The 23,863-nt window shown below is 72.6% G+C and carries 15 protein-coding genes; 10 read left to right on the top strand and 5 right to left on the bottom strand.

What is annotated here, in order from left to right; all coding sequences use genetic code 11:
* Positions 1–4: 4 nt before the first annotated feature.
* Positions 5–1,753, bottom strand: coding sequence for a serine/threonine-protein kinase (locus BCD48_RS35240; RefSeq protein WP_071052731.1), 1,749 nt, complete (start codon positions 1,751–1,753; stop codon positions 5–7).
* 682 nt (positions 1,754–2,435) lie between these two features.
* Here BCD48_RS35240 and BCD48_RS35235 point away from each other — a divergent pair.
* The 5 genes from BCD48_RS35235 (at position 2,436) to BCD48_RS35215 (ending at position 9,624) form a co-directional block, all read left to right on the top strand.
* Positions 2,436–3,821, top strand: coding sequence for a serine/threonine-protein kinase (locus BCD48_RS35235; RefSeq protein ID WP_071052730.1), 1,386 nt, complete (start codon positions 2,436–2,438; stop codon positions 3,819–3,821).
* Position 3,822: 1 nt separating this feature from the next.
* Entirely contained in the window at positions 3,823–5,469 is a 1,647-nt protein-coding gene (locus tag BCD48_RS35230) for a hypothetical protein (protein WP_071052729.1), read from the top strand.
* A complete protein-coding gene (locus tag BCD48_RS35225) occupies positions 5,469–6,029 on the top strand; it encodes a hypothetical protein (RefSeq protein WP_116271769.1) in 561 nt (186 codons plus the stop codon). The genes BCD48_RS35230 and BCD48_RS35225 overlap by 1 nt, the downstream gene beginning before the upstream one ends.
* A gap of 129 nt (positions 6,030–6,158) precedes the next feature.
* Positions 6,159–8,654: an Hsp70 family protein gene (locus BCD48_RS35220; protein WP_071052728.1), complete on the top strand. Its 2,496-nt coding sequence runs from the start codon at positions 6,159–6,161 to the stop codon at positions 8,652–8,654.
* The gene (locus BCD48_RS35215) at positions 8,626–9,624 is read left to right on the top strand and encodes an OmpA family protein (protein ID WP_071052727.1); all 999 of its coding nucleotides are present in this window, start codon (positions 8,626–8,628) and stop codon (positions 9,622–9,624) included. Before BCD48_RS35220 ends, BCD48_RS35215 begins: the two co-directional genes overlap by 29 nt.
* Positions 9,625–9,790: 166 nt before the next feature.
* Here BCD48_RS35215 and BCD48_RS35210 read toward each other — a convergent pair whose 3' ends face one another.
* Entirely contained in the window at positions 9,791–11,704 is a 1,914-nt protein-coding gene (locus BCD48_RS35210; RefSeq protein ID WP_071052726.1) for a phospho-sugar mutase, read from the bottom strand.
* Positions 11,705–11,855: 151 nt separating this feature from the next.
* Between BCD48_RS35210 and BCD48_RS35205 the strand changes: the two genes are divergently transcribed.
* On the top strand, positions 11,856–12,650 hold the full coding sequence (locus tag BCD48_RS35205; RefSeq protein WP_241842247.1) for an SDR family NAD(P)-dependent oxidoreductase: 795 nt from the start codon (positions 11,856–11,858) through the stop codon (positions 12,648–12,650).
* A gap of 232 nt (positions 12,651–12,882) precedes the next feature.
* On the opposite strand, the gene BCD48_RS35200 is transcribed toward BCD48_RS35205, so the two are convergent.
* Positions 12,883–13,710 carry a purine-nucleoside phosphorylase gene (locus BCD48_RS35200; RefSeq protein ID WP_071052758.1) on the bottom strand — a complete coding sequence of 276 codons (828 nt, stop codon included), beginning with the start codon at positions 13,708–13,710 and terminating at the stop codon, positions 12,883–12,885.
* A 594-nt stretch (positions 13,711–14,304) separates the two neighbouring features.
* Positions 14,305–15,891 (bottom strand): alkaline phosphatase D family protein, encoded by a 1,587-nt coding sequence (locus BCD48_RS35195; protein ID WP_071052724.1) that lies wholly within the window; start codon positions 15,889–15,891, stop codon positions 14,305–14,307.
* A 252-nt stretch (positions 15,892–16,143) separates the two neighbouring features.
* On the opposite strand from BCD48_RS35195, the gene BCD48_RS35190 reads away from it, so the two are divergent.
* From BCD48_RS35190 to BCD48_RS35175, 4 genes are all read left to right on the top strand, one after another.
* Entirely contained in the window at positions 16,144–16,560 is a 417-nt protein-coding gene (locus BCD48_RS35190) for a hypothetical protein (protein ID WP_241842241.1), read from the top strand.
* Positions 16,561–16,802: 242 nt separating this feature from the next.
* Positions 16,803–18,605: an aspartate--tRNA ligase gene (gene aspS, locus BCD48_RS35185; protein ID WP_071052722.1), complete on the top strand. Its 1,803-nt coding sequence runs from the start codon at positions 16,803–16,805 to the stop codon at positions 18,603–18,605.
* A 625-nt stretch (positions 18,606–19,230) separates the two neighbouring features.
* Positions 19,231–20,391, top strand: a complete 1,161-nt coding sequence (locus tag BCD48_RS35180; protein WP_071052721.1) for a glutamate--cysteine ligase — start codon at positions 19,231–19,233, stop codon at positions 20,389–20,391.
* Positions 20,392–20,471: 80 nt separating this feature from the next.
* Positions 20,472–21,881: an amidohydrolase gene (locus tag BCD48_RS35175; RefSeq protein ID WP_491677193.1), complete on the top strand. Its 1,410-nt coding sequence runs from the start codon at positions 20,472–20,474 to the stop codon at positions 21,879–21,881.
* A gap of 408 nt (positions 21,882–22,289) precedes the next feature.
* Here the strand turns inward: BCD48_RS35175 and BCD48_RS35170 are convergent, their stop codons facing one another.
* On the bottom strand, positions 22,290–23,738 hold the full coding sequence (locus BCD48_RS35170; protein ID WP_071052720.1) for an NAD(P)H-quinone dehydrogenase: 1,449 nt from the start codon (positions 23,736–23,738) through the stop codon (positions 22,290–22,292).
* Positions 23,739–23,863 lie beyond the last annotated feature (125 nt).

Here is a 23,863-nt window from a genome sequence, read left to right as displayed (position 1 = left end):
GCCTCTACTCGTCGGAAAGGACGCGCTGATAGTTGGAGCTGACGGCCTTCGTGATGGGAGCGGTGTCGCCGAACACCCGGCGGACCCGGGGGAGAAGGTCCTCGTAGAGGGTGCGGGCAGCCCGCCGGTCGCCTGCGTCGAGCAGGTTGAGCGCGGCGTCGGCGCTGATGGTCAGTGTCGTGTGGTTGTCCTCGCCGAGTGTTTGGCGCAGTCGAGGGAGGAGTTCCTCGTAGAGGGCGCGGGCGGCTCTCCGGTCGCCGCACCTGTGGAGGTTCCGCGCGGCGAACCCGGAAAGTGACAGCGTGTTGTGATTGTTTTCACCGAGTGTTTGGCGTAGGCGTGGAACGAGGCCGTCGAACAAGGCCCGGGCCGTCTCGTGGTCGCCGTGGTCGAGCAGGTTCCGCGCCGCCAGCCCGGTGTCGATCAGCGTCGTCCGATGGTTTTCCCCAAACACCTGGCGAGCGCGCGGCAGGAGATCCTGGTATAGGCCGCGAGCCGCTTCATGGCTGCCGGAGTCAGCAAGGTTGCGTGCCGCCTCCCCGGAGAAGAACAACGTCCGTGCCTCGTTTTCGCCGAGTGTTTGGCGCAGGCGTGGGACGAGGTCGTCGAACAGGGCCGCAGCCGCGGTGTGGTCGCCGGACTCGCGCAGGTTCTGGGCCGCGAGCCCCATGGCGGTCAGCGTGTCGGGATCGTCGTCCCCGATCACGCGGCGAAGCCGCGGCAGCAGGTCCTCGTAGATGGCGTGGGCCGCCAGATGGTCGCCGGCATCGGCCAGGTCTCCCGCCGTCCTGGCCCGTTCCCTCAGTTGCTCGGGACCCCCGTCGTCCCAGCCAGGCGCGTGGGCCTCACGCGGGTCGATCCGGCGCGTCGCGGGTGATGCCGCCCGGGCGGCGGCCCTGACGGACATGCCGACGGCGACGGGGATGCGGCAGTAGTCGAGCCAGTCGTGCGCGAAGACCCGGGCGCCCGCCTCGGCGAGCTCGAGCGCGAGCTGGCGGGCGGTGCTCTGGCGTTCGGCGGGCTCCCGCTCGAGCGCCTTCATCACCACCCGGGCGAGGGGCTCGGGGACGGGCGGCGCCGGCGGGACGGCGGCGGTCACGGACCATCGCTGCGGGAACGGAAGACGGCCAGCCAGGAGGCGGTAGAGCACGACGCCGAGGCCGAAGACATCCGTGGCCGGGCTGAGAATGCCGCCCTGGAGCTGCTCGGGGGCCATGTAGACCGGGCTGCCGATGACGTAGCTCGCCTCACCCTCGGCGTTCTCGAGGATCTTCGCGATGCCGAAGTCGGTGACCTTGGGTGTGCCGTCGGCGGCGAAGAGAATGTTGTCGGGCTTGACGTCGCGGTGCAGGATGCGGGACGCGTGCGCGTGGTGCAGGGCCTCGGCCACGGCGATGCCGACGGCGCAGATCTCCTCGGGGGACAGGCCCGCCCGGCGCCGGGCGGTGAGAGTGCCGCCGGCGAGGTACTCCATGATGAGCAGCCGGATGCGCTGGCCCGGGACCACGCGGTAGTCGTAGACACGGGCGACGTGCGGGTGGGCGTCGAGACTGGCGAGGACGCGGGCCTCGAGGCTGAACCGGTCCTGCTGGCTGGGCTGGGTGAGGACCTTGATGGCGACGCGGCGGCCCATCGCCCGGTGGTGTCCGCCCAGGACGACGCCGAAACCGCCCGCGCCGACCTCGTCGCCGACCTCGTAGTCGGGCAGCGCGGCCTGGACCGCGGCCTGAACCGCCGCCTCGTAGATCGACATCTGTCTGCTCCCCCGGCGGCGTCACATCGCCCGTGCCGACGACCCTACGACCTCCCGGATCGCCGACCTACCAAATCGGCTTCCAGACCTCCCCGATCGCTAACCTCCCAGATCACGACCTCCCAGCAGACCTCCCAGTTTGGCTTCGCCAATCCGGCAGGGACCCCGGGCTTCGCCAATCCGGCGGGGACCCCGTCCGTCGATCCGGCAGCGACCCTGTCGCCAATCGGGCAGGAACCCCGGATCCGGCAAGAACCCTGTCGCCAATCCGGCAGGAACCCCGGCCGCGGACGCCGTGCCCCGTCCCGGACCTTCGACCTCCCGGGCGGCCGGGGCTCGCCCATGGGAGCGCTCCGCACCCGCGGTGCCTCGCCCGCGGGCCCGGCCGTCCGCCTCGTGTTCACGGGCCACAGCCACGGGCACGGCCAACGCCGAGGTCAAGGGCTTCCGCGCGCGGAACGCCGAGGTTGCCGCGTCGAGAGCCGGCCGCCGCTTTCCGACCAGCGCCGCGCGGATGGTCGTGTGCGCGACAGTCTCGCCTCCACGCCGACTAAGTTGCGCGGCAGTCGATTCGCGGTAAGCTGTCTCTGATCACCCGTTCTTTCCAGAAGACGCCGTTCTTGCTCGATGGCGCCTCGGCCGCTGTGTCAGGTTCCGAGGCCTGACCGCGTCTGGACATCATATGCCGCTGTTGGGCGAGGGGCAGGTCATCCGCGACACCTATCGCGTGGAACGGTTTCTCGGCGAGGGCGCTTTCGCGGAGGTCTACCGAGTCAGGCATCCGTTCCTCGGCCGGCAGGCCATGAAGGTGTTCCGTCGTCCCGGTCTGTCGGCCAACGACATAGAGAAGGCGCTGGGGGAGGCCGTGCTGCTTTCCCGGCTCGGGCATCCCAACATCGTGCGTGTCTTCGACGCGAACACTCTCTCGACATCGTCCGGGATGTTCGGCTACTTCACGATGGAATACGTCCCCGGTGGCACGCTGGCCGACCATCTCGCTGCTCACCGTGGGTTCCTGCCGGTCGCCGAGACCGTCGACATCGCCATCCAGGTGTGCCGTGGCATCGCCGTCGCCCACCAGAAGAACCCGCCGATCATCCACCGTGACATCAAGCCGCAGAACCTGCTGATGGGGCACGACGGCGACGCCACCCGGGTACTCGTCTCGGACTTCGGCCTGGCCCGGGCGGTGAACCCGTGGACGCTGATGGCCAGCACCCGCGGCACCATGGCGTTCAAGGCGCCGGAGACCTTCCTCGACCCGCGCGGCGACTCCCGTGCCGGCGATGTCTGGGCCATCGGCTCGGTCCTCTACCTGCTGCTCACCGCCCAGATGCCGCACCCGGAGCTGGTGGCGGCGGATCCCCTCGCGGGTGCCTGGTACACGGGCCGCCTGATCCCGCCTCGTGAGCTGCGCTACGTCGTCGACGAGGACCTCGAGAAGATCGTGACCCGGTCGCTGGCGCTGGACCCGTCTCATCGCTACGCCTCCGCGCCCGAGCTGCTCGCCGACCTCGAGGCGTGGCGGACCCCGGCTGCTCCCTCCGCCGTCCCGTCCGCCCAGCCGGCCGCGTCCGAGAGCCCGCACACGCGCGTGCCGTCGCCCCGCGAGAAGTGGGCCGGCCCGGAGGGCGCCGGGCCGGCCGCGGACGGCTCGGCTCAGCTCGCCGAGGCATCGGGCGCCGCCGCCGCGGCGCGGGGCCCGCGCTCCGACGCCGGTCCGCCGGGCGCAACCGCCGCCGCGGCGACTGCAGGCACGGTGGACGCCGACGCCTGGAACGGGGGGGAGGCGGCCAGCGGCCCTGGCCCCGCGGCGGTCAGTGCCGCGGAGTTCGGCACCGCGGAGCCGGGCGTCGCCACCGCCCTGACCGACGTCCCCGCGCGCGCCGCGGCCGACGACGTGGCCGGGGCCGCGGCACAGCTCGTCGACGAGGCGCTGCGGCTCGCGCGGGAGGGCCGGTCCATGGCCGCCGCCAGCCGCCTGACCGCCGCGTACGACCTGGTTCCCGCCCTGCGGGACCGGCATGGAAACCGGGAACGGCTGTCGCGCAGGGGTGTGGTGATGTGACGTGACCTCCGTCGGCGAGGGACGGGAGATCCTCGGCCAGACCAGCCCGCCGTGGCTGTACGACACCAACGCGTTCCGGGTGACGGGCCTGGCGGTGACGGCGAGCCGCCGCGACATCCGCCGGGTCTCCGACCGGGTGAAGATCGCCGAGCGGCTGGGCGAGGTCGCCACCCCAGCCCATGCGCTGGCCCCGCTGGTCCCCGTGACCGCGGCGGCGCTGACCACCGCGCTCGACCGCCTGCGCGATCCCCGGTTGCGCCTCGTTGACGAGTTCTTCTGGTTCTGGCCGTCCGCCGTGTCGCCCGCGCCCGCCGAAGCGGCTACGCCCGCCGAAGCGGCTACGTCTGCTGATGCGTCCGCGGACGACGGCGCCGCCACGGTCGCCACCGCCGACGACCCGGCGCTGGCCGCGCTGGCCGCGGGCGACATCGACGGGGCTCGGCGCCGCTGGGCCGAGGCGGCCGCCGGCGACGGCGCCGCTCGGCACAACCTGGCCGTTCTGGCTCATCTGGGGGCCCTCGACACCGAACGTGCCAGTACCGGCCCGCCGAGCGCCGCTTCCGGGAACGCCGGCGCGCCGGCCCGGCCGGACTGGCGCGAGGTGTACTGGCTGTGGGCGGCCGTGCTGCGCGACGAGGCCTGCTGGGAGGCGTTCGAAGCGCGCATCGCCGCCGCCGGTGACGCCCGGCTCGGTGTCGGGCTGGCTGCCGGGATCCGCTCCGCGCTCCCGGACACCCTGCTCGCCGGCGGCGCGACGCTCGTCGCCGCCGCCGTGGACGCCGCGGACCTGCCGGCCGCCCGTTCCCACCTCGCCGCGCTTCGGGAGCTCGGCGCGGGGGACCTGGACGCCGCGCTGCGGGCCGCCTGCGAGCCGTGGCTTACCCGAGTCCGGTCACTGTGCGCGGACGCCGACCGGGCGGCCCAGAAGACGCCGGCGACCGGTCCCGACATCGCCGAGCGCCTGCTCGCCGACGCCGAGCCGACGATGGCCCGGATCGACGAGCTGCTGCCGCCGGGCAACCTGACCCGGATCGGCATCCGCGACCAGCTCGGCCAGACGGTGCTGACCGCGGTGCTGCTCTATGACCAGACCTTCGTCGACGCGTCCGGCGAGCCGTCGACCACCGAGGTCCCCGACCACTTCCGCATGGGCGAGCTGCTGCGCCGGGTCGCCCCGATGGTCGAGTCGGCGGCCCTCACCCAGCGCATCAGCGAGAACCTTGGCATCGTCGAGCGCCAGGCCACCGCCGCCGCCTGCTGGTACTGCCAGCGCCGCCGCTACGACAAGGCCTCCTCGATATCGCGCCCGCTGCACCGTGTCAGCCACACCGAGACGACGTGGAACGGCCGGCGGATCCACTACCAGTCGGCGACGGTGACCATCCCCCGCTGCCGCGACTGCGCGCGCGGGCACGAGGAGCGACGGATCTTCTCCTGGCTCGGCGGCATCTCGGCCTTCGTGGCGATCGTCGCGGTGGCCACGGTGCTCGGGGCGGCCGGATGGGGCGTCCTGGCTGGCGTGGTCGTGTTCTTCATCTCCATGATGTGGGTGCGCATGACGATCAAAAGCAAGACGGATCATTTCCCGCCGCTGGTGGAGCTGCTCGTCGACAAGTGGCAGCCGGGCGCCAAGCCCGCGGGGCAGTGATGGCCGCCGCTCGTGACGGCGCCCGCCCCAAACAGCCGCCGCGACCCGAGCGCCGGGTCACGGGCATCGCGGCCACGGCGCGCCAGTGGCGCTACCCGCGTGAGTTCCGGATCCCGCCGCCGCGCTGGCCGTCCGCACTCGCGGCCCTGTCCGACACGCTGGCACGCCCGGCGGTCTCACCCGGGCGGGACGCCGCTCCCGCCGCGGCCCCCGACGTGGCGGCGCTCGAGCCCAGGGACATCGCCCGGGTCGCGACCGAGCTGTGGCGGCTGCGCCGCCAGCTCACTCCGGCGGGTGCCCCGGTCGCCCCCGAGGCCCGCCGGGCGCTGCGGCGCCTGGACGCGGTGGGCGACGTGCTCGCCGCCGCCGGCGTCGAGGTGCAGGACCACGACGGTGCCCCCTACGACAGCGGCCAGAACCTGATGGTGCTGGCGTTCGAGCAGACCGACGGCCTCACGGACGAACGCGTCGTCCAGACGCTGCGTCCCTCGGTCTACCTGGGCGGACGCCTGGCGCAGGCCGGTGAGGTGATCGTCGGCACCCCGCCGCGTCCCGATTGACCGCCACGACGGCCCCGGACACCAGGCGGGCAGACCACCCAGACAGACCACCCGGACAGGCCAGCAAAGGCGGCGCGGACGGACAGCGCCCCAGCGCCGACGCGCGCGGGATCAGCAGGAGAGGACCTGATGGCACGGTCAACCGTGGACTTCGGGATCGACCTCGGCACTACGAACAGCGCGATCGCGATGCTCGTCGGCACCGAGGCTCAGATCATCAAGAACGCGGCCCAGCGTGACACCACACCGTCGGCCGTCTACGTGGACCGGCATGGCCGCATCCACGTCGGCGACCGCGCCCGGGAACGCGTCGAGCACGACGTCGACAACACCGCCGCCGAGTTCAAGCTCCAGATGGGCCAGCGCGGCTCGGAGAAACGATTCCGCGACGGCCAGCTGACGATGACCCCGGAGTCGCTGTCCGCGGAGGTGCTGCGCCGGCTGAAGGCCGACGCGCAGGCTCGGACGGGCGAGGACATCCAGGCGGCCGTCATCACCGTCCCGGCGGCGTTCGACCTCAACCAGTGCGACGCGACTCGCCGCGCCGCGCGGGACGCCGGCCTTGCCCACGCGCCGCTGCTGCAGGAGCCCACCGCCGCCGCCCTCGCCTATGGCTTCCAGCGCGACGAGGACAACATCTACCGGCTGGTCTTCGACTTCGGCGGTGGCACGTTCGACGCCGCCGTGGTGCACGTCCGTGACGGCGAGTTCGACATCGTCAACCACGAGGGCGACAACTTCCTCGGCGGCAAGCTGATCGACTGGGCGATCGTCGAGCAGCTGCTGATTCCGCCCCTGCTGGCCCAGCACCCGCTGACCGGCTTCGCCCGTGGAAACCCACGCTGGGCGGCGGCCATCGCCCGGCTCAAGCGTGCCGCCGAGGAAGCGAAGATCACGCTGTCGACGGCCGCGGCCGCGACCGTCGAGCTGGACGACCCGCCCCTGTGCGTAGACGACCGGGGGCAGCCGGTCGAGTTCGTCCACGACCTGCGCCGCGACGAGGTGGAGCGGCTCACCGACCCCTTCGCCGCCCGGGCGGTCAACATCTGCCAGAAGGCGCTGCGGGACGCGAAACTCGCGCCCCGCGACATCGACCGGGTGCTGCTCGTCGGCGGCCCGACCCTCATGCCCTACCTGCGCGAACGGGTCTCCGAAGGACTGGGCATCTCGGTCGACATCACCCAGGACCCGATGACGGTCGTCGCGCGCGGCGCGGCGATCTTCGCGGGGACCCAGCGGCTCGACGCCGCCGTTCCCGCGCCGGCCGTCGCCGGCGCCTACACGGTCGAGCTGGAGTACAGCCCGATCGGCGCCGACCCGGAGCCACAGGTCGGCGGCATCGTCCGCGGCCCGGCCGGCGCGAGCCTGGCCGGCTTCACGATCGAGTTCGCCAATGCCGCGGCGCGCCCGCCGTGGCGCAGCGGCAAGATCCCGCTGTCGGCGGCCGGCGGGTTCATCACCGCGCTGTCGGCGGCGCCCGGGGTGCGCAACGAGTTCGCCATCCTCCTGGAGGACTCCACGGGGCGCTCCCAGCAGGTCGAGCCGGACAGCCTGCCCTACACCATCGGCACCGTCGCGCCGGAGGCGGCGCTGACCCACTCCGTGGGCATCGCCCTGGAGGGGAACAAGGTGGTGTGGCTGCTCACGAAGGGCTCCCGGATCCCGGGCCGCGGCAGTGACGTGCTGCGTACGACGGTGGCGCTGAGCCGGGGCCAGTCCGGGGGGCTCCTGCGCATTCCTGTCCTGGAGGGCGAGTACGACCGGGCCGACCGCAACCGCCACGTCGGCGACCTGGAGATCCTGGCCAGCCAGGTGCGCCGTGACCTCCCGGTCAACACCGAGGTCGAGGTGACGATCGAGATCGACGCCTCCCGCATCGTCGCGACCAGGGCCTACGTGCCGCTTCTCGACGAGGAGTTCGAGACCCAGCTCGACCTGCGCGCCGAGTCCGCGCCGAACGCGGGTGAGCTGCGGGGCGCGGTGCGCGCCGAGCAGGTCCGCCGCCGCGAGCTGGAGGACGCCGCCCGGCAGGCGGACGACGCCGAGTCGTTGGCCCGGCTGGCGGAGCTCGACAACGAGCGCGTCGCGGAGCAGCTCGAGGACGACCTGGCCGCGTACAGCAACGGCGACGCGGACGCGGCGGGCACCGCCGCGAAGCGGCTCCTGGACCTGCAGGCGCGGCTCGACCAGGTGGAGCGGGCCCTCGCCTGGCCGCGGGCGACGCGCGACGCCGAGGAACTGCTGGCCCAGGCTCCCCGGGTCGTCGAGGAGTTCGCCGACCGCGGCGACCGGCGTCGCTATGAGCTGCTCGTCTCCGACCTGCGCGCCGCGATGGGTTCCAGCGACGTCGAGCTGCTGCGCACCCGGACCGATGAGCTGCGCGGCTTCCTCATGGTGCTGTTCAACAAGAAGACGGGCGGCCTCGACGTGGCCCGGTTCGAGGCCCTCAAGGAGCACCGCGGCAGCATGCGCGACCAGGCCCTGGCAACCCGGCTGTTCGAGGACGGCGAGCGGGCTCTGGAGAGCGGCAACCTGGACCGGCTGCGCAACGTCGTCCGTCAGCTCATCGACCTGCTGCCCAGGACGGAGGGCTCCGATGACCCGTTCGGCCACTTCCGGCGATAAGGCCGACATACCCGATGGAGCGGACCCGTTCGCGGCGCTCGTCGACGAGGCCGCCGTCGCCCGGGCCACCGACCTCGCCCGCGCGGGCCAGCACACGCGGGCCCTGGCCGTGCTCGACGATCTTGGCGCCCGGCGTGCCCACACCGCGCCCGAGCACGACCTGCTGGCCCGGATCCACGCCCAGCAGGGCCGGCTCGCCGCCGCCGCCGAGCACTGGCGGCGCGCCGCCGAGCTCGGCGGGCACGAGGCCGAGGCCGTCGCCGGGCTGCGCAGGATCGCGGCCCTGGAAGGCCGGCACGTCACGACCCGTGGCCGGGCCGCCATCGCCGTGCTCGCGGCCGTCGCGCTGCTCGGCGCCGGGGCGGTGACCGGCTGGGCGGTCACCGACGCGACGGAGAGCGGCCCGGACACCATCACGATGGTGGGTGTGGTGCCGACAGCCATGCCCGCGTCGGCCGGCCCCGGCACAGCGTCGACCGGTCCCGGGACGTCAGCGGAGACGGCCGCCGCGTCGGCGGCACCGTCCGCGGGGCCGGCGGCGGCCTCGCCGCTCCAGACGCTCGCCGCCCGGGTCGCCGGCCCCGAGGTGACGGTGACCAGGGCCGGCGGCCAGGTCGTCCTGCTCTTCAACGGGCAGCTCTTCACGGGCGGCGCGACCCTGAGCCCGGACGGCGCCGCGGCGCTCGCCGGGGTCGGCGCCCGGATTGCCGGCATCCCCGGAGTGGCGGTTGAGATTGTCGGCCACAGCGACGATCTGCCGGTTCCGCCGGGCGGCCTCTACGCCGACAACACCGCCCTCAGCCAGGCCCGCGCGGCGGCGGCCGCCACGGTGCTCACCGGCGCCGGCCTGTCCCCAGCCCAGGTCACCGTCTCCGCCGCCGGCAGCGCCGTCCCCCTCCACCCGAACACGCCGGCCGACCGTGCGCGCAACCGCACCGTCACTCTCCGTCTGACCCCGTCGGCCGCCTAGGGCGCCGCTGGGCCGGAAGATCGCTTGCGCGATCGCCGTCCCGCGGCGCCTGTCGGGCGCCAGGGCGCCCTCCCGGCCTGGTTCCGGGGCTGAGGTGTACGGCCGGGGCTGGCGTGGGGCGGGGTCCAAAGCTGGGTCGCGTTGGCGGTGCGCCAATGCGCTGTCGCTAGTGGTGGCTAGGTTGCGTTGGCGCCTCACCAGAACGGGGGCTCTTGACGGTTGTGTCTAGCAGTGTCCGGGCCCAGGCGGTCAGGCGGGCGAGGTGGGCGGCGGCCGCGGTGCGCGCGTCGGCGAGGCTCCCCGGCTCGCTACCGACCCGCTCGGTGGTCTCGAGGTAGATCTTGATCTTGGGCTCGGTGCCGCTGGGACGCAGGACGGCGCGCGCGCCGTCGGCGAGGCTGAGGACCAGGACGTCGGACGTGGGCAGGCCGTCCCGCACCGGAGCCAGCAGGTCGCGGACGGCCAGGACGGGCAGGCCCGCGACCTGGCTAGGCGGGGACTCGCGGAAGCGGCGCAGGAGCGCGGTGCTCGCGGCGAGGCCGGGCATGGGGATCGAGACCTGGGTGGTGGCGACGACGCCCAGCTCGTGGGCGAGGTCGTCGAGGCGGTCGAGCAGAGTGCGGCCGCGGGCGCGCTCGGCGGCGGCCATGCGCGCGACGGCGACGGCGGCGGTGATGCCGTCCTTGTCACGGACCAGATCGGGGCGGACGGCGTAGCCGAGAGCTTCCTCGTAGCCGAAGACCAGGCCAGGGTCCGCCCGCATGATCCATTTGAAGCCGGTGAGAGTCTCGGTGTAGGGGACGCCTCGGCGGGCCGCGAGCATCCGCGGCGCCGTGGAGCTGACGACGGTGGCCGCGAGCGGGCCTGGGCTGTGGCGCAGCATCTCGTCGGCGAGCAGCAGGCCAAGCTCGTCACCCGTGAGAACCCTTGGATCCCGGCCGACGGCCACGGCCAGGCGGTCCGCGTCCGGGTCGTGGGCGAGGACGACGTCCGCCCCGATGCGCCGGCCCAGCGCGAGCACGTGATCCATCGCGCCCGGCTCCTCGGGGTTCGGGAACCGGGCCGTCGGGAAGTCCGGATCGGGCTCGGCCTGTTCGGCGACGGCGGCCGGCTCGGGCAGGCCGGCCGCCGCGAACACCCGCCGGAGAACGTCGTGCCCGACCCCGTGCAGGGGGGTGTAGGCGATCCGGAGGCCCGCGGCGGCCGCGCCCGCCCGGCTCGGTGGGAGCGTCGGCGTCACCTCCGCCAGCGTGGCCGCCGCGGCGGTGACGTAGGCGGCCACGATCCCGTCGTCGAGCCGGGTCCAGGTGTCCGCGAGCGGGACCGCCGCGGCGGGCGGGGCGGCGGCGATCGCGGCCTCGATCTGCCCGTCCGCGGGCGAGACGAGCTGGGCGCCGCGGCCTGGGTCGCCGGGCGGAGCGCCGAGATAGACCTTGTAGCCGTTGTCGGTCGCCGGGTTGTGGCTGGCGGTGACCATGACGCCGGCGTCCGCGTCGAGATGGCGGACGGCGAACGCGAGCACCGGCGTCGGCAGCGGCCCCGGCAGGAGCAGCGCCCGCAGTCCCGCGCCCGCGAACACCCGCGCACTGTCCACCGCGAACGCGTCGCTGCGGTGGCGCGCGTCGAACCCGATGACCACGGTCCTCGGCCCGGCCGCCGAGCCGTCGGCCCCCTCGCGCGTGCCACCACGCGAAAGCGCCGGCTCGTCGGCCCGGCCCGCGCTCCCCGCGAGCCAGGCGGCGAGGCCGGCGGCGGCGCGGCGGACGACGGCGGTGTTCATCCCGTTGGGACCGGCGCGCAGCGGGCCGCGCAGCCCAGCCGTCCCGAACCGCAGGGGCCCGGCGAACCGGTCCGCGAGCTCTGCCCGAACCGTCGCCGAGGCCCCGTTCCGGCCGGCCTCGTCCGCACCCGCCGCGGCGTCGGCATGGGTGTCGGCCGCCGCCGCCCACAGCAGTGCCTCGATCTCGGCGCGGTCCGCCGGGTCAGGGTCGCCGGCGAGCCAAGCCCGCGCCGCCGCGATCAGCGACTCGGGCAGGGAACCGGGCTCCGAACGTGCCGCGCTGTTCTCCACGGTCCCCATGCTGCCGGCTGGGTCCGCCGGGCGGTCGCGACGGTCGTCCGGACAGTCGGCTGACCGATGGCCTGGCCGCTTCCGCGAGTCTACGGTGCCCCCACGCGCGGATCCGCGTGCCAGAACGTATCGACGCAGCGTCAGGGGAGACATCGTGGACATGGGACTGCGGGGCAGAACCGCCGTCGTCACCGGCGCGAGCCGCGGGATCGGCCTCGCCGTGGCGCGGGCACTGGTGGCCGAGGGCGCGATGGTCGTGGCGGGGTCGCGGGCGTCGTCCGCGCAGCTTGACGAGCTGGTGGCGGGCGGCCAGGCCGAGTCGGTGCTGGTGGACCTCGCCGGCCCGAAGGGCCCGGCGGAGCTGGTCGCGCGCGCGGCCGAGGTGGCCGAGCGGGCCGGCGGGCGGATCGACGTTCTCGTCAACAACGTCGGCGGGGCGCCGCCGCGGCTCGACGGGTTCCTCGCCGTCACAGACGAGCAGTGGCTCGACTCGATCAACCTGAACCTGATGGCGGCGGTCCGGATGACCCGCGCGGTGCTGCCGCACATGCTCGCCGCCGGGCGCGGCTCGATCGTGACGGTCAGCTCGGTCAACGCCTTCCTGCCCGACCCGGCGGTGATCGACTACAGCGCGGCGAAGGGCGCGCTCACGAACTTCTCGAAGTCCCTGTCCAAGGAGGTCGCCGCCCACGGGATCAGGGTCAACACCGTCAGCCCCGGCCCGGTGGCCACTGACCTGTGGCTCGGTTCCGACGGGGTCGCCGCGCGCATCGGGCGCAAGAACGGTGTCGCGGCGAAGGACGTGGCTGCCGGGGCGGCGGCCGACGCGGCGACGGGCAGGTTCAGCCGGCCCGACGAGGTCGCCGATCTGGTCGTCCTGCTCGCCGGCGAGCGCGCCGGCAACGTCACCGGCGCCGACATCACCATCGACGGCGGCCTGATCAAAACCCTGTGACGACTCGCCCGGTCCGACGACCCGACGACGCGGCGGCGGCCCGAGAAGACCTCGTGAGAGTTGATCGGGACGGCGCAGACAATCCCACCGGATCATGGGCCGGCTCATGATCCGGTGGGATTTTCGGGGCAGAACTCCGAGGATTCCACCAGATCACCGGCGGCCTCCCGCGCCGCCGGCCGCCGGTGACCTTCCATCGCCACACGTGGCCCGGCCAGGCCGGCACTGATCGCTAGAGGCGGGAGACGACCTCGGCGAGGAGGGCGCCCATGCGGGTGGCCGCGGCCTCGCCGGCGGCGAGGACCTCGAGGTGGTCGAGCGGTTCGCCGGTCATGCCGGCGGCGAGGTTGGTAACCAGGGAGATCGCGAGAACCTCGGCGCCGGCGTTGCGGGCGGCGATCGTCTCGTGCACGGTCGACATGCCGACGAGGTCGGCGCCCAGCGTGCGCAGCATCCGGATCTCGGCCGGGGTTTCGAAGTGCGGGCCGGGAAGCGCGGCGTACACCCCCTCGGCGAGCGTCGGTTCGACCTCACGGGCGAGTGACCGCAGCCGGGGCGCGTAGGCGTCGGTGAGGTCGGTGAACGCCGGGCCGACGAGCGGCGAGCGGCCGGTCAGGTTCAGGTGATCGCTGACGAGCACCGGCTGGCCGACGTGCATGTCGGCGCGCAGGCCGCCGGCCGCGTTGGTGAGCACCACCGTGCCGACACCCGCCGCGCAGGCCGTGCGCACGCCGTGGACGACGTGGGCGAGGTCGTGGCCCTCGTAGGCGTGCACCCGGCCGAGGAACAGCAGCAACCGGCGGCCGTTCACCTCGACGGAGCGGACAGCGGCGCCGTGCCCCGGCACCGTCGTCTCCGGGAAGCCACCAAGCTCGGTGAACGGCACCTCGGCGAGCACCCGGCCCTTGGCCGCGAGGGTGTCGGCGGCGGGCTTCCAGCCCGACCCGAGCACCACCGCCACGTCGTGCCGGTCGGCCCCGGTGGCCGCGGCGAGGCGGGCGGCGGAGGCGGTGGCGTCGGGTCTGGCCGTTGCCGTCCCGGCTGATGAAGGTGCGGGGATGTTCCTGCTCGCGCCCTCGGAGGCCGAATGGTCAGCATTGCCGGCAAGCTGCGTCACGGGCCCGACTGTACGGCGTGACCGCGGCCGCGCAGGCGACGCCGTCTACTGGCGCGACAGGTCGCCTCAGGCCATAGGCGTTATGTAAAACACAGAGGGTGACGCTGGGGACACCGCTGAAATGGCCGCTGACGGCCGGTCAAGGGCGGCTGGACTGATCCCCTGGGTCCGACCGACCGCACCCCGAGGCACCGCCCCGCCGAGGTCTTACCTGACGGCCGAACTGTGGTGTCTCAGCCTGTCTATAGACATGGTCATCTGACACACATCCGAAGGCGATCGGTGAAGCGTGTCAGCTGGCCCTGCCAATAGGCAGGCCCAGCTGCCACGGATCGACCTTCAGAGGCCGTGGACGGGACCGCTTGGCCGGCCAGGCGTCGCGGATTGCCGTGGCGAGCCTCGGCGGAGAGCACGGGCAGGTAAGTACCTGGTGGCGGCGGCCTCGTTGCCGCCGCCACCAGGAGTCAGGGCGATACGCGGCGCCGTGGCGCGTTGGGCGGTACCGCGTGACGCGCCACGACACCCCGTCAGGAGCGGCTATCTGGCGGCCGGCAGCTGGTTCGACCAGAGGACGGTGCCGGCAGCGTCCCGCAGCTCGACGGTAAGCGCCCGCGACCAGCCGTCGATCGCGACACGCCCGAAGAACTGGTACCCGGCCGACGGCGGCAGGTTCGACTGACCGGCCGGCGGCACCTTCTGGAACACGATCTCCGGCCCGAACGTCCCGTCTGTGCCGTTGGGCCCGAAGGTCCCGGCGTTGGCAGGCCCGGCGACGAACTCCCAGAACGGGTCGAAATCCTTGAACGCGGCGCGGTCCGGCGTGTAGTGCAGGGCCGCCGTGTAGTGCACGTCGGCGGTCAGCAACACGGTGTTGCGCACCTTGTTGTGCTTGATCGACGAAAGGATGCGGGCGAACTCGACCTCGCGGCCGAGCGGGACGCCGTTGTCGCCCTGCGCGACGCCCTCGATGGCGGCGCCGTCGGGGACGACGATGCCGAGCGGCAGGTCGTTGGCGATGATTTTCCAGGTGGCTCTGCTGCGCCCGAGCTCCCTGATCAGCCAGTCGGTCTGCTCCTTGCCGAGGATCGCGGCGCCGGCAGGGTCGTTCTGGCCGACGTTGTTCGGGTTCTTGTGGCTGCGCATGTCGAGCAGGAACACGTCGAGCAACGGGCCGTAGGAGATCTTCCGGTAGATCCGGCCGGCCCGGTCGGGCGAGGCGCCCGAGATCGGGGCGTACTCGCCGAATGCCTGCCGAGCGCGCGCGGACAGAACATCGACCCGCTTCTCGGTGTAGTTCGCGTCGGTGAGGATCTGGCCCGGGTACCAGTTGTTGTGGGTCTCGTGGTCGTCCCACTGGTACAACCAGGAGATCTCCTGGTTGAAGGCCTTGAAGTTCGCGTCCAGCAGGTTGTAGCGGAAGGCGCCGCGGAACTCGTCCAGCGTCTCGCAGACCTTCTCCTTGCCCGGCGCGACGACGTTGTACCAGGTGCTGCCGTCGGCGAGCGGGACGGTTTCCTTGAGCGGGCCGTCGGCGTAGATGGTGTCGCCCGACCAGAGCCCGAAGTCCGGCCGGAGCCCGCGCATCGTCTCGTAGATCGTCATGCCGCCGAGGTGGGGGTTGATACCCCAGCCCTGGCCGCACATGTCGCCGGACCACACGAAGGAGACGTCGCGCGGCTTGTCGGGGGCCGTGCGCAGCCTGCCGACCGTCGTCTCGCCGACGCGGGACGGATCGTCGGCCGACGCGAGCAGCACCCGGTAGTAGACCTCACTGCCGGATGGAAGGCCGTTGACCTCGACCATGCCGGTGAAGTCGGTGGCGCTCGTCAGTTTCTTGACGCCGGCGCGCCGGGCGTGCCGGAAGTCCGCCGAGGTGGACACTTCGACGATCATCTGGGCGGCCCGGTCGGCGCGTGCCCAGATGGCCCCGCTCCTCGTGGTCACGTCCGCCGACTGCACACCGGAGGTGAACGACGGCAGGCCACCGAGGTTCGTCCCGCCGGCCCAGGCCGGCGCGCTCGACAGCACACCCGTGCCCGCGGCCGCCCCGGCCGCGGTCAGGACGACGCCACCCCGGAGGAGATCTCGTCGGCTCATGGCGGGAATGTTGGGCAGCTGCGGCATCGCAGTTCCTTTCGGTCCGGTATGGCTCGCGTTCAGCCGTTCTGGGTCCCCCAGCCCGTCCCCGTACTCCTCCTCGACAGGCTTGTAGACCTGCCTGACGGCGGACGGTCCTGACCTGGGCCAACCGGTGAACGTTCGCTACCGTTCGCGGGCCCCTGTGGACCGCCCAGGTGGTGCCGCCGCTGACCGACCCTGACGCGCCCGCCACGCGGACAGCGGGGGCGCCCGCCACGCGGACAGCGGGGACAGCACGTGCCGGCCAGGGGGGAGCAGACTGGCGACGTGGCCATCCCGCGTCGCTCACTCCCACCCGACGTGCCCCTGGAGCCTGGGGAGTTCACCGAGGTGGTGCTGCGCGGCCGGCTCACCGACCCGGCCGGCGGCGGCCGGATCACCGCCAAGGCCGAGCGGTTCATCGGCCACCGGCTCGGCATGTCCCGCTGGATCCTGCTGACCAGCCGCCGGCTGCTCGTCGTCGCGCCGTTCCCACGTGAGGGGGACTGGTTCGACATCGTCTGGGACCGCCGCGAGGTGACCGCCGCCCAGGGCGTCAAGCACGGCGACGTGATCCGCGTCCAGCTCGCCACCCCTGGCGGCCCCCAGGTCCTGCGCGTATCCGCGAGGATCCGTTCCGAGGCCAGCCGCTTCATCAAGGCGCTGCGCCGGTAGCGCGCCGAGTCCCCAGGTCGAACCGTTCGCCGGCACAACCGTCTCACCTCCTGGCCGAACGGCATGGGAAGCCCGTACAGAGCACGCGGGGGACCCGGCGCCACGCCGGTAGGGTCTCTACGTGTGTGGTTTGACGGTTCACCAATGTGCGGCCTGACAGCACACCTAGACGCTTTATCGCTCCCTTTTGCTCGTACAGAGCTGACGTGAGCGACGAGGACACACGACGGGACGGCAGGGCGATGGTGACGGCAGACGGGCACGGCGAGCCGGGGACGCCGCGGGTGCGGCAGACCGCGATGCGTACGCATCGGTGCGGGGACCTTCGGCTGGCTGATGCCGGGGAGACCGTGACGGTGTGCGGATGGGTGGCCCACCGGCGCCAGCATGGGCAGTCGCTGCAGTTCCTGGACCTGCGGGACTACTCGGGCGTCGTGCAGTGCGTCGTCGACGGCACGGTCGACGTGCGGTCGGAGTACGTGCTGAAGATCACCGGCACGGTCACGGAACGGCCAGAGGGCACCGTCAACCCGCAGCTCGCGACCGGTGGGGTCGAGCTGCGTGACTGCAAGGTCGAGGTGCTCTCGGTCGCGAAGCCGCCGCCGTTCCCGCTGGACGACCGGGCGGACAACGTCGACGAGTCGACCCGGCTCGCCTACCGCTACCTGGACCTGCGCCGCGAGCGGATGCAGCGCAACCTGCGGATCCGCTCGGCGGCGCTGTCGGCGATCCGCGCGGCGCTCGCCCCGCTGGGGTTCGCCGAGGTCGAGACGCCGCTGCTGATGCCGTCGACGCCGGAGGGCGCGCGCGAGTTCATCGTCCCCTCCCGGCAGTTCCCGGGGAGCTTCTACGCGCTGCCGCAGTCGCCGCAGCTGTTCAAGCAGCTGCTGATGGTCGGCGGGATGGACCGCTACTTCCAGTTCGCCCGCTGCCTGCGCGACGAGGACCTGCGCGCCGACCGGCAGTACGAGTTCACCCAGCTCGACCTGGAGATGAGCTTCGTCGACCAGCAGGACGTGCTCGACGTCGTCACCGCGGCCGTGCTGGCCGCGACCGAGGCGGCCGCCCGCGTCCCGGTGCCCCCGGTCGTGACGATGACCTGGCACGAGGCGATGGACCGCTACGGCGTCGACAAGCCGGACCTGCGGTTCGGCATGGAGCTGGTCGAGCTCACCTCCGTCTTCGCCGGCAGCGGCTTCAAGGCGTTCGCGGGCGCCGGCGCCGTGAAGGGCATCCGGGTGCCGGGCGGGTCGGCGACGCACAACCGCAAGGCGCTGGACACCCTGACCGACACGGCGAAGAAGCTCGGGGCCAAGGGCCTGGTCTGGATGCGGGTCGGCGCCGGCGGCGCGCTGGAGTCGCCGGTGGCGAAGTTCCTCTCGCCCGAGGAGCTGGCCGGGATCGTCGCGGGGACCGAGGCGGCCGAGGGCGACCTGTTGCTGCTCGTCGCCGACGAGTGGATGACGGCCTGCGAGGTGCTCGGCCAGCTGCGCAACCAGCTGGGGCGCCCGCCGGCCGGCGAGGGCGGCTTCCGCTACGTCTGGGTGGTCGACTTCCCGCTGTTCGTCGGCATCGACAAGGAGACAGGGCGGCCCAAGCCGGGGCACCACCCGTTCACCCGGCCGCACCCGGACGACGTCGACAAGATGGAGAGCGACCCGCTGGAGGTCCGCAGCCGCGCCTACGACCTGGTCCTCAACGGCTGGGAGCTCGGCTCCGGCTCGATCCGGATCCACGAGCCGGACCTGCAGCAGCGGATCTTCGGCCTGTTGGGGATCACTCCGGAGGAGGCGAACGCCCGGTTCGGGTTCTTCCTGACCCCGTTCGGGTACGGCGCCCCGCCGCACGGCGGCTTCGCCTTCGGCATCGACCGGCTGGTGGCGATCCTCGCCGGTGAGGACAACATCCGCGAGGTCATCGCGTTCCCCAAGACGCAGTCCGGTCTCGACCCGATGACCGGCGCCCCGACCTCGGTGGACGAGCGCCAGCTGCGCGAGCTGGGCGTCCGTGTGGTGGACGCTCCGCGCCCGCCTGTCGGGCGCTGAGCGCCCTCTCCGCGTGATTCGGGGCTGAGGCATATGGCGGTGGTTGGCCTGGTTCGGGGCGCCGAGGTGGTTGCGTTGGCGCTGCGCTGATGCGCCGTCACCAGCGATGGATGGGCTGCACGAACGGATCGCCAGTACAACGTCACACCCACATCGCGGCTTGGCAGTGGCCCTGGGATGCCTGCCGGACGCTCCGCGCCGGGGTGCGCACGGCCTGTTTCGGTGAATTAGTCCCGAAACGAGGCTGGGGCGACTTACCGTTACCTCATCGGGGGTGATGTCTGACCGCTGTTGTGCATATCGACGGGTCAAGCGGGTAATTCGCCGGCAGCCGGGCCGGCCGGACCGACCTCGTCTGTCCGTCGGCGCGTCCGCAGGGGTCCCTGATGACCCGCGTCAGCAGGTCATCAGGGGTGCGTGGCCCGCGGTGGGGGCATCGCCTCGACGAGGCCCCCACCGGGCACAGCTCTCCCGTCGCGGCGTGATGCCACCGACGCGCCATGACCGCCTACCTGTCCTGAAGCCCCCACGTCGTTAGGAGATCCCGGACGCGCAGCGACCCGCGTGATCGCGTGATCGCGTCGTCTCGGTTCCCACGCCGACCGCTGACACAGGAGGAGGCAGGGTGCACATTCCCTTCTCGTCGTCGCCGCGCACCAGCCTTGGCATCGAGTGGGAGCTGGAACTGGTCGATCTCCGGACCCGCCAGCTACGCGGCGCCTCGACCGAGATCCTCGAGGAGCTCGCGGCCAAGGTCGGCGAGGAGGACGCGGCCAAGGCCAAGCACGAGCTCTTCGAGTCGACGATCGAGGTCATTACGGGTGTCTGCGATTCGGTGCCGCAGGCGCTCGCCGACCTGACCGGGACCATCGACGTGGTGCGCGGCCTGGCGGAAAGACGCGGTATCGGGTTGATGTGCAGCGGCACGCATCCGATTAGCGAGTACACCGCGCAGGAAATCAGCTCGAACGAGCGCTACTACCGACTCGTCGACCAGATGCAGTGGCTGTCACGCCGGCTGCTGATCTTCGGCGTGCACGTCCACGTCGGTGTTCGATCGAAGGAGAAGGCGTTCCCGATCGTCAACGCGCTCATGAGCTACATCCCGCACTTCCTGGCGCTGTCGGCGTCGTCGCCATATTGGCTCGGGCGGGACACCGGTCTTGCCTCCAGCCGGTCGAAGGTCTTCGAGAGCCTGCCGACGGCCGGGCTGCCCTACCAGCTGGCGGACTGGTCGCAGTTCGAGCGGTTCATGGAGACTCTCGTCGCCTCCGGAACGATCGAAACGATCCGCGAGGTGTGGTGGGACATCCGCCCGCACCCGAACTTCGGCACCGTCGAGCTGCGGATCTGTGACGGACTGCCGACACTGCAGGAGGTGGGTGCGGTCGCCGCGCTCGCCCAGTGCCTCGTCGACCGGATGAACAACCAGCTCGACCGTGGCTACACGCTCCCGGTGCCGCGTCGCTGGGTCGTCCAGGAGAACAAGTGGCGGGCCGCCCGTTATGGGCTGGACGCGGAGATCCTGGTGGACGACCGCGGCACCACCCGTCCGGTCCGGGCGGAGCTGACCGACCTGGTCGACGACCTGCTGCCGGTCGCCCGCCGCCTCGGCTGCGCCGCCGAGCTTGAGGCCGTGCCGGAAATCATGGCGACGGGGGCGAGCTACCAGCGGCAACGCGCCGTCGCCCGGCGGGCCGGCGGCGACCTTAGCCGGGTCGTCGATACTCTGCTAGAGGAGATGAACACCGGCCGTCCCCTACAGCTGGACAGGTCGGCTGGCTGACCTTCGGGCAGTTCCTGGCGAGTGCGCCGGTGTTTGTTCAACGGACAAGCCGGTGCAGCCGGGGGAAGGTCTTTTTCGGGATGTCGGACAACGTGAGTGCGATGCCGATGGCGCCGGCCGACGCGATGTCGGCTGACGCGCCGTCGGGGGACGCGGAGCCCGCCGATTCGGCGGCGAGAACCGTGCAGGCAGCCTGGCAGGCGCGCGCGCGGGGCGAGGGCGCCGCGGACGTCACCGGATTCGTCCGGGACTGGTTCGCCCGGCACGAGGACGAGCTCATCGCCTTCCGCCGCGACCTGCACATGCATCCCGAGCTTGGTCGCCAGGAGCACCGCACGGCCGAGCGGATCACCGAGCGGCTGACCGCGGCGGGCCTGGTCCCCCAGCGGCTTACCGACATCCCGGGCATCTGGTGCGACATCGCCACCGGCGGCCCGGGCGACGCGAGCCGGGCCTCCCGGATCGGCCCCGATCCGGGCGGGACCCCGGGCGAAGGCCCGGTCGTGATGCTGCGCGCCGACATGGACGCGCTGCCGCTGCAGGACGCCAAGGACGTCCCCTACGCGTCCACCGTCCCCGGTGTCTGCCACGCCTGCGGGCACGACGTCCACACGACCGTGGTGCTCGGGGCGGGCCTAGCGCTCGCCGAGTACGCCCGGACCCACACACTGGCGGGCACCGTGCGGCTGGTGTTCCAGCCGGCCGAGGAGACGATGCCGGGCGGCGCCCTGGAGGTCATCGACGCGGGCGTCCTCAAACCGGTCGACGCGGCGCTCACCGTGCACTGCGACCCGGCCCTCGACGTCGGCACCGTCGGCCTGCGGCCCGGCCCGATCACGTCGGCCGCCGACCTCGTCGAGATCATGCTGGCCGGCCCCGGCGGCCACACCTCCCGCCCGCAGAACACCGTCGACCTCGTCTATGCCATGGGAGCGCTGATCACCCAGCTGCCGGCGGCGCTGAACCGGCGGATCGACCCACGGTCCGGGTTCGCGCTGGTCTGGGGCCAGGTGCAGGCCGGCTCGGTGGCGAACGCCATCCCGCGCGCCGGGCAGCTGCGCGGCACCGTGCGCACCCTGTCCCGCGACACCTGGGAGACGGCCCCCGAGCTGGTCGAGGAGCTCGCCCACCAGATCGCCGCGCCGTTCGGCGCGGACATCGTCGTCGACTACCGCCGGGGCGTGCCGCCGGTCGTGAACACCGCGGACATGGTCGACGTCCTCGACGCCGCCGTGTCCGAGACGTTCGGGCACGACGCCGCGACGACCGTCGCCCAGTCGCTCGGCGGCGAGGACTTCGGCTGGTACCTCACCTACGTTCCCGGTGCCCTGGCCAGGCTTGGCACCCGCACTCCCGGCGGCCCGACCTACGACCTGCACCAGGGCGACTACGCCGTCGACGAGCGCGCGATCGGCGTCGGCGTCCGCCTCCTGGCCGGCGCCGCCGTAGAGGCCTTCACCCGGATTCAGGGGTCGGTGTTGGGGAGCTAGGCATAGCCCCGTGGATTCGATCCGTTGGGGCGGATCGAATCCACGGGGACCCCTACGTGCTGGCACGGTAGCCGGGTTCCGTGGTCGCCTAGTACGCGAAGCCGTCCCGGCCGTCTTGGTCGCGCCGGCCACCTCGGCTTGCCAGGCCTGACCGCCGGTCTTACCGCCGGGTCTGAACGGACTGGTGCCTGCCATGATCCGGTGGAATCTTCGGCGCCCAGGCCCCAAAATCCCACCAGATCATGGATGAAGGTCTCCGCGGGCGCGGCCTACTGGCGCGGGCCGGTGGCGAGGCGGCCGGCCGGCGTCCCAGCCGGATCGCGAAGCCGGGGTCCCTGCCGGATCGCGGAGCGATCTGGGAGGTCTGCTGGGAGGTCTGGGGCGCGAAGCGTCTGCCGCGGGACGGCCTCACAGGGTGTCGTCGAAGGCCGCGAACAGGTCCTCGGAGCGCATCATCCGGGCGACCTCGGTGATCGAGCCGGACAGCGACGGGTAGATCGAGAAGGTGTTCGCCAACTGCTCGGCGGTCAGGCCGTTGGAGACGGCGAGCGAGATCGACAGGATCAGCTCGGAGGCCCGCGGGGCGACCACGACCCCGCCGAGCACGCTGCCGCTGCCCGGCCGGCAGAACAGCTTCACGAACCCGTCGGCGATGCCGAGCATCTTCGCCCGCGGGTTGCGGGCCAGCGGTAGCGTGACGACCTCGGCGGCGATCGTGCCCGAGTCCTTCATGCGCTGGGTGACGCCGACGGTGGCGATCTCCGGATCGGTGAAGATGTTCGACGACACGGTGCCCAGCCGCAGCGGCGTCACCGCCTCGCCGAGCGCGTGCCGCATGGCGATCCGGCCCTGCATCGCGGCGACGGAGGCCAGTGGCAGGACGCCGGTACAGTCGCCCGCCGCGTACACCCCGGGCACCGAGGTCCGTGACATCCGGTCGACCACCACATGCCCGCCGGAGCCGAGCCGGACCCCGACCTCGGTCAGCCCGATGGTCTTGGTGCGCGGTACCGATCCGACCGCCATCAGCGCGTGCGAACCGGTCACCGTCCGTCCGTCGGTCAGCTCGACGAGCACGCCGTCGCCGATCCTGCGGACGGAGGCGGCCCGGGAGCGGTTCAGCACCTCGATGCCGCGGCGGCGGAACACGTCCTCGATGACCATGGCGGCGTCCGGGTCCTCGCCGGGCAGCACCCGCTCCCGGGACGAGACCAGCGTCACCGCCGAGCCGAGCGCCCGGTAGGCGCTGGCGAACTCGGCGCCGGTGACGCCGGAACCGATCACGATGAGGTGCTCGGGAATCTCCGGGAGCTCGTAGAGCTGCTGCCAGGTCAGGATCCGCTCGCCGTCGGGCTCTGCCGTCGGCAGGATGCGCGGGGTCGCGCCGGTGGCGATGAGCACCACGTCGCCGATGAAGCTGTCACCGGTGTCCGTCTCGACCGCCGTAGGCCCGACGATCCGGCCCTTCGCGCGGATGACGTCCACCTTCTCGCGCTTGAGCCGGGTCTCGATGTCACGTGACTGCGCCTGCGCCAGCTCGATCACCCGGCTGTTGACGCGCTTCGCCTCGAACGTGAGCACCTCGGGCGGGGTGAGGTGCGGCCCCTCGCCCTCCCAGCTGGCGGGCCGAGGAGTCGGCATTCCCCTGCGGGAGAGCCCGAGTGCTGGTGCCGCCGCGACGGACGTCATGGTCTCCGACGTGGCGATCAGGGTCTTGGACGGCACGCAGTCCGTGAGTACGCAGGCACCGCCGACCCCGTCCGAGTCGACCAGCGTGACGGTTGCGCCCAGCGATGCCGCGACCAGAGCCGCCTCATACCCGCCGGGCCCCCCGCCGAGGATGACGATCCGGCTCACGGTCCCCTCCTTGCTGCTCCTGGTCCCTGCCACGCGCTTCCTGCCCTGTCGAGTCTTGTGCCCATGCCATCGTGGCCGCTCGCCGCGCCCGGCGTCCGGGCGGCCGCCTGGACGCCGCGGGCACT

Source organism: Pseudofrankia coriaricola, assembly GCF_001854805.1.
In the GTDB taxonomy this organism is placed as follows: Bacteria; Actinomycetota; Actinomycetes; order Frankiales; family Frankiaceae; genus Pseudofrankia.
This window is presented reverse-complemented; position numbering and strand designations above follow the sequence as displayed.